Here is an 11,714-nt window from a genome sequence, read left to right as displayed (position 1 = left end):
CTTAGAAAGGAGGTGATCCAGCCGCACCTTCCGGTACGGCTACCTTGTTACGACTTAGTCCTAATCACCGATCCCACCTTCGACGGCTCCTTCCACAAGGGTTAGGCCACCGGCTTCGGGTGTTACCGACTTTCATGACTTGACGGGCGGTGTGTACAAGGCCCGGGAACGTATTCACCGCAGCGTTGCTGATCTGCGATTACTAGCGACTCCGACTTCATGAGGTCGAGTTGCAGACCTCAATCCGAACTGAGACCGGCTTTTTGGGATTCGCTCCACCTTACGGTATCGCAGCCCTTTGTACCGGCCATTGTAGCATGCGTGAAGCCCAAGACATAAGGGGCATGATGATTTGACGTCATCCCCACCTTCCTCCGAGTTGACCCCGGCAGTCTCCTATGAGTCCCCGGCATAACCCGCTGGCAACATAGAACGAGGGTTGCGCTCGTTGCGGGACTTAACCCAACATCTCACGACACGAGCTGACGACAACCATGCACCACCTGTACACCGACCACAAGGGGGCGACCATCTCTGGCCGTTTCCGGTGTATGTCAAGCCTTGGTAAGGTTCTTCGCGTTGCATCGAATTAATCCGCATGCTCCGCCGCTTGTGCGGGCCCCCGTCAATTCCTTTGAGTTTTAGCCTTGCGGCCGTACTCCCCAGGCGGGGCGCTTAATGCGTTAGCTACGACACAGAAACCGTGGAAAGGTCCCTACATCTAGCGCCCAACGTTTACGGCATGGACTACCAGGGTATCTAATCCTGTTCGCTCCCCATGCTTTCGCTCCTCAGCGTCAGTTACGGCCCAGAGATCTGCCTTCGCCATCGGTGTTCCTCCTGATATCTGCGCATTCCACCGCTACACCAGGAATTCCAATCTCCCCTACCGCACTCTAGTCTGCCCGTACCCACTGCAAGCCCGAGGTTGAGCCTCGGGATTTCACAGCAGACGCGACAAACCGCCTACGAGCTCTTTACGCCCAATAATTCCGGACAACGCTTGCACCCTACGTATTACCGCGGCTGCTGGCACGTAGTTAGCCGGTGCTTTTTCTGCAGGTACCGTCACTTTCGCTTCTTCCCTACTAAAAGAGGTTTACAACCCGAAGGCCGTCATCCCTCACGCGGCGTTGCTGCATCAGGCTTTCGCCCATTGTGCAATATTCCCCACTGCTGCCTCCCGTAGGAGTCTGGGCCGTGTCTCAGTCCCAGTGTGGCCGGTCACCCTCTCAGGCCGGCTACCCGTCGTCGCCTTGGTGAGCCATTACCTCACCAACAAGCTGATAGGCCGCGAGTCCATCCCCAACCAAAAAATCTTTCCACCACCAGACCATGCGGCCAGTGATCATATCCAGTATTAGACGTCGTTTCCAACGCTTATCCCAGAGTCAGGGGCAGGTTACTCACGTGTTACTCACCCGTTCGCCACTAATCCACCCAGCAAGCTGGGCATCATCGTTCGACTTGCATGTGTTAAGCACGCCGCCAGCGTTCGTCCTGAGCCAGGATCAAACTCTCCGTAAAAAAATACAGACCCAACACCCGAAGGCATCAGACCGAGTTGATTCTGACTGTTGACTGTCTACTGACAATCTTCAATCCAAAAGGAATTGCTTCATGACCCAGTCAGCAAGCCGACCAGGCACGAGGTCAATCAATAAATTGGCATTGACAATGTGCACGCTGTTGAGTTCTCAAGGACCAGACGCACTCCCCGCTCGACCCACAAAAGGATTCCGCCAGAGAGGCATTCGTCATGTTCCACCGTCAGACACGTCGAATCACTTCGACTTCTTATGGGGATGTTGCCTGAGCGGGACCCCGTCCGGACTGCGCATCCAGGGCTTGCACCCTGTGACCGTCTCGGCCGTTCCGTTCTCCGCCTCAGCGGCAACGAGTGATTACTCTACACAGGCCCCAGGGGGCCCGCCAACCGTCCTTCCTCCCGGGCGTGTCGCACTCCGGTGAACGGGAGCTGTCCCCCGGGTTTCCGGTGATCGACGGGGTGGACGCACCCCGGGAACGACGGAAGGCACGGTGCGAACCCGCACCGTGCCTCCCGAACGAACAGACGCCCAGACCAACTGGACCGGACCGGACCGGACCGACTGACCGGACCGTCCTACTCGGCGGCGGCCAACTGCCCGCACGCCCCGTCGATCTCCTTGCCGCGGGTGTCGCGCAGGGTCGTCGGGATGCCGGCGGCGTTGAGCCGGCGGACGAACTCGTCCTGCACGTGCACCTCGGACGAGGTCCACACGGAGCCCGGCGTCGGGTTGAGCGGGATCGGGTTGACGTGCACCCATCCCTTGCCACGCTTGTTGAGCTTCTCGGCGAGCAGGTCGGCTCGCCAGGCGTGGTCGTTCATGTCCTTGATGAGCGCGTACTCGATCGAGACACGACGGCCCGTCTTGACGTAGTAGTTGTGGGCGGCGTCGATCGCCTCGTCGGCCTTCCAGCGCGAGTTCACCGGGATGAGCTCGTCGCGGAGTTCGTCGTCGGGGGCGTGCAGGGACAGCGCGAAGGTGAGCGGGATCCCTTCGTCCGCGAGCTTGATCATCGCCGGCACGAGGCCGACGGTCGACACCGTGATGCCGCGGGCACTCATGCCGAGGCCGTTCGGCTGCGGCGCGACCATCAACCGCACCGCGTCCATCACCCGCTTGTAGTTCGCGAGCGGCTCCCCCATGCCCATGAACACGATGTTCGTCACGCGTTCGGCGTCGACGCGGTCGTTGCCGCCCTTGCGGGGATCGCCCCCGAGCTCACCGGCGGCGATCGCGGCGTTGGCCCGGACGATCTGCTCGATGATCTCGGCGGTGGACATGTTGCGGGTCAGCCCGGCCTGGCCGGTGGCGCAGAACGGGCAGTTCATGCCGCACCCGGCCTGGGACGACACGCACAGCGTGATCCGGCCGGGGTACCGCATCAGGACCGACTCGACCAGGGCGCCGTCGTGCAGCTTCCAGAGGAACTTGATGGTGTCGCCGTTGTCCGTCGCGAGCCGCCGGGTCTCGGTGAGGAGCGGCGGCAGCATCCCGGCGACGAGCTGCTCCCGCTGGGCGGCGGGCAGGTCGGTCATCTTGGCTGGGTCGGACGTGTAGTGCTGGAAGTAGTGGGTCGCGAGCTGCTTGGCGCGGAACCCGGGCAGACCGAGCTCCTTGACGCGGGCCTCGCGTTCCTCGGCCGTCAGGTCGGCCAGGTGCACAGGCGGCTTGCCACGCTTCGGGGACGCGAACTGCAGGAGCGGCCGGCCGTCGGTGTCGGTGGCCTGCTTCCAGCCCTCGGTGCGCGGGCGCACCTGCGGACGAGCAGACTGCTGCTGTTCGAACGGGGTGCGGGTATCGGAAGCCATCACTCCAGGATACGGGAGGCCCGTGATCCGTGGGGACGCCCCGTCCGGGTGGTCCTGCTGGTCACCACCAGGGCCCCAGCGCGGTCCGCCGGGTCAGCTGCCGGCCGGCAGGACGCGGGCGAAGTGGTGCGCCGCCGAGTACATCGGGACGATGTCGACGACCTCGCCCGGGTGCGGTGCCTGCAGCACGAGACCCTGGCCGAGGTACAGGCCGACGTGGTCGTCGTCGTCGTACACGACGAGGTCGCCCGGCAACGCCTCGGACTCGGGGATCGTGGTGGCGACGGCGTCCTGCGTCGGCACGTAGTGCACGAGCTGGATCCCCACCGCCTGGTACGCGACCATCGTGAGCCCGGAGCAGTCGATGCCCTCGTGGCTCGCGCCGCCCTCGACGTACGGGTCCCCCATGTACTGCAGGGCGGTCGTCAGGATCGTGGCCCGGTCGCCGCCGGCCGACAGCGCGGCGGACAACGCGGACTGTGCCTGCGCCGTCGTCACCCCGAACCGCAGGTCGAGCGTCGGGTAGGACACGATCGTCGTGGTGGTGGTCATGCCGTCGGTCGAGACCACGGGGACCTGGACGTCGTGCGCCACCGTGAAGGTCTGGGCGTCCTGTGCCGTGGTCGTGCCGGAGCGGGTGTCGACCGGCAGCGTGTCGGCGTTCGCGGGCAGGGCGAGCGTCAGGCTCGAGGTCACGGCGATGGCGGGGGCCAGCAGGATCGCGGCGCGCTTCGCGTTCGCGGAACGACGGATGTGCCGCGGGTCGAGCGCTCGTTCGGCACGCAGGGTGGCCGTCCGGCTCAGCACCGCGCTGCCGGCCGACGACGCGACGGGGGCGGGACGCGGCTGCATCCGCACGGTCCGGGCTGGCTTCGGGTGCTCGACGAAGGTGGAACGGGCGGCTGCGGGGCCGAGGGCCGAGCGGCGTCCGCGGGGACGGGACTGCTGCGTGTCCGGCGTCAGCGGCGCGGGATCGGCCGCGGGGTGCGTGTGCGGTCGCGCGGGGTGCGTGTGCGTCCGCGCGGGCTGACGGTCGTCGGCTGCTGCAGGCAGGGTGTGGCGTCCCATGGGTCCTTCCGGGTCGGGACCACTCGGCGGTCCGGAAAGTAACGTATTGGTCACGACGGTGTCCGCGGCTGGGCAGCGCCGGAGTGTTCCTGCAGCTGGTCACAGGAACGATCACCGCTCGCAGGCCACTCCGACGACGCGCACGGCTGTTCCGGAGCCGGCGTGCGGCTGTGGAGACCGGCTCAGACCGACGCGACCCGCATGGCGGCGGCGATCCGGGCCTCCCGGTCGGCGGCCAGACGGTCGAGCCGGGCCGACAGCGCGAGGACGGACGCGTCCACTGGACTGTCCCCCGAGATGTCCCCCGAGATCGGGACACCGGCGCGGACCGCGAGTGGCAGGACGCCCGCCCAGACGGTGTGGTCCTCGCCGTCGGCCGGGTCCTCGCCGACCCCGTGGGCACGGACCTTGACGCTCGCGCGGTCGAGGGGCAGCTGGAGGACCTGGGTGGCGCGGACCTCCTTCGCGGTCATCTCGCGCACCTCGGCTCGGCGCCCAGGCATGAGGTGGTCCGCCACCTGCCAGAGCGCTTCGGCACGCAGGTCGGTCGGGACGACGGTGGCGCGGCCGGCGATCATCGCGCTGCGGTAGTTCGCGGAGCTGTCGTTGGTGGAGCGGGCGAACACCAGGCCGTCCAGGTGGGTGACGGTCGCGGCCACCGGGACACCCTCGGCCCCGGCGTCGAGGAACAGGCCGCCTCCGGTCGAGCCGTGCAGCAGCATGACCGGGCCGTCGCCGAGGTCCCCGACGGCGCAGAGGAAGGGCAGGACCACGGGGTGGCCGCCGCGGACGATGCCGACGTGCGCGACGTGGGCCTCGGCGAGGATCGCGTCGAGGACTCCCGGGTCGTCGGACTGGCGGTCGCGCAGGCGGCGGACGCGGAGCGAGGGACCGTCGGCGGCGGGTTCCGTGGGGTGCGGCTGGGCGTTCGGGGTGGGCATGCGCTCACGCTAGGGTCGCCAGTGGTCCGATGCGTGGACCAGTTCGGAGCGATCACGGTGGACCAGTCGGGCAAGGTGTCCGGTGTCGTGGCCCGGGTCCGTGCGATGGTGCACGACGGCACCCTGCGCGAGGGCGATCCACTGCCGTCGACGCGTGCACTGGCGGCAGAGCTCGGGGTGGCGCGCGGCACCGTCGTCGCGGCCTACGAACAGCTCGACGGCGAGGGGTACCTGCGCACGCGGCACGGTGCGGTGGCCCGGGTCGCGGCGGACGTGCACGGCCGGACGCCGGGTGGGTCGGTGGCGGGCGGCGCCGGGCCCGGCTCGCCCGTCGCCTTCGCCGCCGACGCCGTCCTGGCCGATCCGTCGCCCGCGGTGCGCATCGACTGCCGGCCGGGCATCCCCGCCGTGACCGCGATCCCCCAGCGGGACTGGCGGGCCGCCTGGCGTGCAGCGGCGTCGGCACCGCTCCGGAACGCGATCGCGGAGCCGCTCGGCTCCCCCGAGCTGCGGGCACAGGTCGTCGTCCAGCTCGGCCTGACCCGCGGGTTCACGACGACGGTCGACCGGGTGCTCGTGACCGCGGGGACCTCGGAGGCGCTGTCGCTCGTCACCGAGGCGCTGCGGGGCCTGCTGGGTCGTCCACCCGTCTTCGGCGTCGAGGACCCCGGCTACCGCACCGGGCACCGGGCGATCACGAGCGCGGGCGGGACCCTCGTCGCCGTCCCGGTCGGGGAGGACGGACTCGACCTCGACGTGCTCGAGGATGCGGGGCCGGTCGACGCGGTGCTGGTCAGTCCGACCCACCAGTACCCGCTCGGCTCGGTGATGCCGGTGGCCCGGCGCCGTCGGCTGCTCGCCTGGGCGGCTGCGACCGGCACGGTCGTGGTCGAGGACGACTACGACTCGGAGTTCCGGCATCGCGGGACGCCCGTGCCCGCGCTGGCCGCACTCGACGCCGAGGGCGTGGTGCTGCACGTCGGCGGGTTCTCGAAGACGCTCGACCCGCGACTGCGGTGCGCCTGGGTCGTCCTGCCCTCCGCAGCAGGTGCCGGGATCGGTGCACGGGTGGCGGAGGCGGTGCTGTCGGCGCGGCGTGCACGCGGCGCGGTGGTCGCCGAGCCGGTGCAGGCGGCACTGGCCCACCTGCTGCGCACGGGTGCGCTGCGGCGGCACCTGGGTCGGGTGCGCCGCGACTACGCGCATCGCCGAGCCCGGATCGCGGCCCGGCTCGACGACGTCACCGGACTGGAGGCCCGTGCCCTGAACGGCGGACTGCACGCGGTGGTCACGTGGTCGGGTCCGACCACCGGGGCCGTCGTCGCCGAGCGCATGGCGGACGCCGGGGTACGAGTGGCGACGCTCGAGGAGTACGGGCTCGCGCCCGGCAGCGCACCGGCGGGCATCGTGTTCGGCTACGGCGCCGTCACGCTGCCGGAACTCGACCGGGCGCTCGACGCGCTGGTGGAGTCCGTCGCGCACGGCTGACCGGTCGCCCGCCCGCACGCACGGCCACGCGGGGTCAGCGGGACTCGGCGATGCCGTTCTTCCGGGCGTTCACGAGGTCGGCGAGCGACGGTTCGCCGACGTCGCCGGGCAGTGCGTGCCCGCGGCGTGCGGCCTTGCGGACCTGTCGGTAGGTGGTGACGCGCAGGGGGTCCACCCCGTCGGCGGACTCGTAGTTCGACGGGGTGCTGGTGGTGGTCGAATCGGTCATCGCGACGGACGGTACGCGTGCCGGAGCCCGCCGGAACCGCGTCCTGCGTTCCGCGGCCAAACGGCGTCCGAGCAGGGTCTCGACGGGCGGGTGACCCCTGGTGGCGAGCGGGATTGTTCGCATAGAATGCGAACATGTTGATCACCGTCGACCCGGGGGCCCGCGCGACCCTGGCGGAACAGGTCGCCACCCAGATCCGCCACGCGATCGCCCGCGGCGAGCTCCGGAACGGCGAGCGACTGCCCGCAGCGCGCGACCTCGCGGCCTCGGTCGACGTCAACATGCACACTGTCCTGCGCGCCTACGCGCTGCTGCAGGACGACGGACTGATCGAGTTGCGGCGTGGCCGCGGTGCGACGGTCCTGCGGTCGGGCAACGCCTCGTTCGACCGGTTGCGCACGCTCGTCGACGAGCTGCGCGACCAGGCGGACGCCCTCGGCGTCCCGCTCGACGACCTGTTCACGATGATCAAGGGGGCACGATGACGACACGACCGATGACCACGGGCACACGGCTGGCGGTGGTGGCACCAGGGCTCCTGGTCGCGGTGGGACTGGTGCTCACCGCGGTCCTCGCGGCGCCCGCCATGCCGTCACGGATCGCGATCCACTTCCGGACGGACGGCACAGCGGACGGCTGGGGCTCCCCCTGGACGGCCTTCTGGGTCACCTTGGCGGTGGCGCTCGTGGCCGTCGGGCTCGCGATGGGCGCGCTGCGGTGGCACGACAAGCGGACCGCGGCCACCGTGCTGCTCGTCGCGAACCTGCTGGCCGGGACCCTCGGGTCGGCCTGGGTCCTGCTCGCCTGGACGAACACGGCCGGCGACGGCACCCTGTCCCCGTGGTGGACGGTGCCGTTCCTGCTCGTCGCCGTGGTGGTCGCCGCCGTCCCCGTCCTCGCACTGTTCCGGGGCGCTGCACCCGTGCCGGCGTACGACGTCGCACCCCTGACCGTCGGGCCCGACACCCGGGTGGCCTGGCGTGCACGCGTCGGCAGCCGGTGGTTCGCGCTGCTCGGGGCGCTCGTCGTGCTGCTCGGCGTCGGGACCGCGGTCTGGACGGTGTCGGCGGGCGTGACCACGGCGGTCGTGTCCGGTCTGGCCATGGTGCTCGCGGGGCTCGCCGTGCTGGTGCTGGCGCGGGTGGAGCTCACGGTCGACCGACGGGGCATGCGGCTCACGTCCACGTGGACGAGGATCCCGCTCATGCGGGTGCCGTTGGAGCGCATCGAGTCGTGCGGGTGGGAGCAGGTGTCCCCCGGGCAGTGGGGTGGCTGGGGCTACCGGATCTCGGGCCGCGGCGTCGCCTACGTCGTGCGGTCCGGGCCGGGGCTGGTCGCACGGCTCCGCGGCGGGCAGGCGCGGATGGTGACCGTGCCCGACGCGGCGGGCGGCGCCGCAGCGCTGGGCGCACTGCTCGCCGGGCGCGAGACGGTCTGACGGGGCCGGACCGGGCCTCCAGGGCGGCTGGCGGGTGGCGAAGAGCAGCCGTGGCGGCACGGGGAACGCCCCGCCGGAAGGGGGTCGGCGGGGCGTTCCGGTCCGTGGGGACCGCGGGTGATCAGCGCCGGACGGCGTCGATCTTCAGCATCTTCGCGATGACCGAGTCGAGCTCGCTGTCGTCGAAGACCTGCTTCCAGTCCTCCTTGATGAGCTTCTCGCGGCCGTAGCCCATCGCGATGTGGCAGGCGTCGGAGAACGGGTTCGAGCCGCGCAGGCCGTTCGTCAGCGCGATCCAGGTGTGGCCGTGGAGCATGGCGCGGGCGGCCTCGCGGGGCACGCCGACACCGGTGACCGTTTCTTCGAGGGCGTCGTTGAGGAAGTCGCCGATCATGCAGGCGATGGTCTCGACCAGGGTCGGCTCGAGCACGGCGAGCTGCTTCACCGTCACCCAGTGCACCTGGATGACGGGCGCGTACATGGTGGTGATGACGGCCTCGGCGACGGCCTTGGCGCGCTCGTCCTGGTCGCCGAGCGACTCCGACGCGTCGAAGGCCGCGATCACCTCCTGCGGGGCGGCGATGCCACCGAAGGTGTCGTCCCACTCGGCCTTGGTGGTGCGCTCGAGGAACACCGACGGGTGGCACGGGTGCGCCACGGCGTAGTGGACGTCCTCGCGCTTGGCGAGCAGTCCGGCGTAGGCGGCGGCGGGGTCGAGCGTCAGGATCGTGGCGCCGGGCTGCATCACGGGGACGAGCTGCTCGGAGACGGTGCCGAGCAGGACGTCGGGCACGGCGAGGATGACGACGTCGGCGGCCTTCGCGGCGTCGAGGCTGTCGGTGATCTCGCGGCCGAGGGCCCGGATGCGCTCCTGGCCGGCGGGCGAGGCCTCGCTGTACAGGGTCGTGTACTCGCTCTTCGCGAAGTTGTTCGAGACGCGGGTGCCCATCTTGCCGCCGGCACCGATCACGGCGACGGTGACGTCGGCCGTGCCGGATCCGGCAGCGACGGTGTGGGGGGTGGTGACGGTGTCGGTCATGATTCCTTGCTCCTGATGTACTCGATGGTGTGTTCGGTCCACGCCGCCTCGATGCGCGTGGTGGTCTGTGCGGGGGTCTCCCCCGGCAGGGGTTCGGCGCAGGCGTGCTCGTCCTGCCACGGCAGCCAGAACTCGATGACGCGGTTGATCCCCCGGGCGTCGGGCTCGATCGCGGCGCGGACGGCGTCGTGGTCGAGCAGTCCGGTACCGGTGCGGACGCCGGTGTACTGGAACCCGACCCAGCCCGGTGAGCGGGTGAAGGCTGCGTCCTTCACGTGCCAGTTGACGACGTGCGGGGCGGTCATCGTCACGACGTCGGCCGGGTGTTCGAGCCGGGCGACGGTGTTCGCCGGGTCGAGGCAGATGCCGAGGTGGTCGGAGCCGATCGCTTCGACGACGGCGACGAGGTCGGCGGTGGCGACGACCTCGTAGGTCTCCAGCGCGAGGGTCACGCCCGCGCGCTCGTAGGCGGGGAGCGCCTGCCGCAGGCGTCGTCCGGTCTCGGCCGCGTCGGGCTGGTCGTCGCCGCTCGTCCACATGCTCCGGACGAGGGTCGCGCCGAGCTGCTGCGCGACGTGCAGGTACCGGGCCAGGTGCTCCGGCCGGGTGCCACGGGTGCCGACCTCGAGTGTGATACCGAGGTCGGTGGCCAGGGACCGGATCGACGCCAGGCGCGCATCGGTCGCGGTGTCGAGCGGCAGGTGGTCGCAGATCTGGAACAGGTCGACGCCGTCGTGGCTCGCGGCGTCGCGCAGGGCGTCGTCGAGGGACATCGGCGACGGCACGCGGTCGGACATGCGCCAGAAGTAGGCGTAGGTGGAGAGGCCGAGCAGGGAGGTCACGCCGGTGCTCCGTCCTGCGTCGCGGCCAGCGCCTCGGCTTCGTCGAGGATCGTGCGGATCGCCTCGGGGTCGTGGGCGAAGCGGCCGAGGAACAGGCCGCCGATGCGTCCGGCACCGCGGGTCAGCAGGCCCGGACCGGCACTGCCGCCGTAGATCGCGACCGAGCCGGCGAGCTCCGGCCGGGTCGCCAGGTGCTGCTCGATCCCACCGAGCACCGCGACGATGTGCTCGTCGGGTGCGGGCTGCGGGGCACCGATCGCCCACACCGGCTCGTACGCGGCGATGAGCGGTCCGGCGAGACCGTCGGCGGTGGCCGTGGTGGTGAACCGGTCGAGCTGCGCGGTGACATCGGCGATCGCGGCTGCGGGGTCGTCGTCGGCGGCGCGCGCGGTCTCACCGATGCAGATCAGGGGCCGCAGGTGGTTGCGGAACGCCGCGTGCACCTTCCCCGCGATCTCGTCGTCCGTCTCGTGGAACAGGGAGCGGCGCTCGGCGTGTGCGATCTCGACGAGGTCGACACCGATCTCCCGGAGCTCCACGCCGGAGACCTCGCCGGTGAACGCGCCCTCGTCCGCCCACGCCAGGTCCTGCGCGCCGAGCGTCACGGGGGCGTCCCCGATCACCGCACGCACCGGCACGAGCGACGGGAACGTCGGCACCACGAAGAGCTCGACCGCGCCGGAGCGCACCGCCGGGTGGCTCCGGGCGATGTCGGCCACGGCGGCCGCCCACTCGAGCGTCCGGGCGTGCGAGAAGTACATCTTGAGCGACACCCCGATCGTCACGGGGGCGGCCGCCGCGGTCGCGGGCATCAGGCGTCGGTCCCCACCGGTGCGGAGCCGTCGTAGGCGCAGATGGCCTGGACCTTCGACGCGCTCGCGCTGGTCTGGTCGAAGGTGTAGCCGAGCCACTCCTTCGCCATCCGGCGCGCGACCTCGACCCCGACGACGCGCTGCCCCATGCAGAGGACCTGGGCGTCGTTCGACAGGATCGAGCGCTCGACCGAGAACGAGTCGTGCGCGGTCACGGCGCGGATGCCGGGGACCTTGTTCGCCGCGATCGCGACTCCGAGGCCGGTGCCGCAGACCAGGATCGCGCGGTCGGCCTCGCCGTTCGCCACCAGACGGGCGGCGTCGACGGCGACGTGCGGGTAGGCCGTGTGGCCGTCGGCGTCCACGCCCACGTCGACCACGGAGGCCACGCGGGGGTCCTTCGCCAGGTCGGCCTTGATGGCCTCCTTGTGGTCGAAGCCGGCGTCGTCCGAACCGACGACGATGCGGAACTGCTGCTCACTCATGCGGGTGTGCCTTT

The 11,714-nt window shown here is 70.2% G+C and carries 11 protein-coding genes and 1 rRNA gene; 3 read left to right on the top strand and 9 right to left on the bottom strand.

Annotated features, from left to right (window positions below):
- Positions 1–5: 5 nt before the first annotated feature.
- The 4 genes from MXD64_RS06530 to MXD64_RS06515 form a co-directional block, all read right to left on the bottom strand.
- A 16S ribosomal RNA gene (locus MXD64_RS06530) occupies positions 6–1,527 on the bottom strand.
- 598 nt (positions 1,528–2,125) lie between these two features.
- A complete protein-coding gene (gene rlmN, locus MXD64_RS06525) occupies positions 2,126–3,358 on the bottom strand; it encodes a 23S rRNA (adenine(2503)-C(2))-methyltransferase RlmN (protein ID WP_017885785.1) in 1,233 nt (410 codons plus the stop codon).
- 93 nt (positions 3,359–3,451) lie between these two features.
- Complete coding sequence (locus MXD64_RS06520) at positions 3,452–4,426, bottom strand: C40 family peptidase (protein WP_263137288.1); 975 nt, start codon at positions 4,424–4,426, stop codon at positions 3,452–3,454.
- A gap of 182 nt (positions 4,427–4,608) precedes the next feature.
- Complete coding sequence (locus MXD64_RS06515; RefSeq protein WP_056073357.1) at positions 4,609–5,367, bottom strand: pyridoxamine 5'-phosphate oxidase family protein; 759 nt, start codon at positions 5,365–5,367, stop codon at positions 4,609–4,611.
- Between the two features lie 33 nt (positions 5,368–5,400).
- On the opposite strand from MXD64_RS06515, the gene pdxR reads away from it, so the two are divergent.
- Positions 5,401–6,855, top strand: a complete 1,455-nt coding sequence (pdxR, locus tag MXD64_RS06510; protein ID WP_263137287.1) for a MocR-like pyridoxine biosynthesis transcription factor PdxR — start codon at positions 5,401–5,403, stop codon at positions 6,853–6,855.
- 34 nt (positions 6,856–6,889) lie between these two features.
- Here the strand turns inward: pdxR and MXD64_RS06505 are convergent, their stop codons facing one another.
- On the bottom strand, positions 6,890–7,084 hold the full coding sequence (locus MXD64_RS06505; protein ID WP_042540396.1) for a hypothetical protein: 195 nt from the start codon (positions 7,082–7,084) through the stop codon (positions 6,890–6,892).
- A 134-nt stretch (positions 7,085–7,218) separates the two neighbouring features.
- On the opposite strand from MXD64_RS06505, the gene MXD64_RS06500 reads away from it, so the two are divergent.
- Together MXD64_RS06500 and MXD64_RS06495 are read left to right on the top strand one after the other, a co-directional pair.
- The gene (locus tag MXD64_RS06500) at positions 7,219–7,569 is read left to right on the top strand and encodes a GntR family transcriptional regulator (protein WP_263137286.1); all 351 of its coding nucleotides are present in this window, start codon (positions 7,219–7,221) and stop codon (positions 7,567–7,569) included.
- On the top strand, positions 7,566–8,522 hold the full coding sequence (locus tag MXD64_RS06495; protein ID WP_263137285.1) for a DUF1648 domain-containing protein: 957 nt from the start codon (positions 7,566–7,568) through the stop codon (positions 8,520–8,522). Before MXD64_RS06500 ends, MXD64_RS06495 begins: the two co-directional genes overlap by 4 nt.
- A 121-nt stretch (positions 8,523–8,643) precedes the next feature.
- On the opposite strand, the gene MXD64_RS06490 is transcribed toward MXD64_RS06495, so the two are convergent.
- The 4 genes from MXD64_RS06490 to MXD64_RS06475 are packed head-to-tail and all read right to left on the bottom strand — an operon-like array spanning position 8,644 to position 11,700.
- On the bottom strand, positions 8,644–9,561 hold the full coding sequence (locus tag MXD64_RS06490) for a phosphogluconate dehydrogenase C-terminal domain-containing protein (RefSeq protein ID WP_017885792.1): 918 nt from the start codon (positions 9,559–9,561) through the stop codon (positions 8,644–8,646).
- Positions 9,558–10,403 carry a sugar phosphate isomerase/epimerase family protein gene (locus MXD64_RS06485; protein WP_263137284.1) on the bottom strand — a complete coding sequence of 282 codons (846 nt, stop codon included), beginning with the start codon at positions 10,401–10,403 and terminating at the stop codon, positions 9,558–9,560. Before MXD64_RS06485 ends, MXD64_RS06490 begins: the two co-directional genes overlap by 4 nt.
- Complete coding sequence (locus tag MXD64_RS06480; RefSeq protein WP_262118603.1) at positions 10,400–11,215, bottom strand: triose-phosphate isomerase family protein; 816 nt, start codon at positions 11,213–11,215, stop codon at positions 10,400–10,402. Before MXD64_RS06480 ends, MXD64_RS06485 begins: the two co-directional genes overlap by 4 nt.
- A complete protein-coding gene (locus tag MXD64_RS06475) occupies positions 11,215–11,700 on the bottom strand; it encodes a ribose-5-phosphate isomerase (RefSeq protein WP_042540403.1) in 486 nt (161 codons plus the stop codon). The genes MXD64_RS06480 and MXD64_RS06475 overlap by 1 nt, the downstream gene beginning before the upstream one ends.
- Positions 11,701–11,714 lie beyond the last annotated feature (14 nt).

It is taken from the genome of Curtobacterium sp. Arg-1 (assembly GCF_025643395.1).
GTDB lineage: Bacteria > Actinomycetota > Actinomycetes > Actinomycetales > Microbacteriaceae > Curtobacterium > Curtobacterium poinsettiae.
This window is presented reverse-complemented; position numbering and strand designations above follow the sequence as displayed.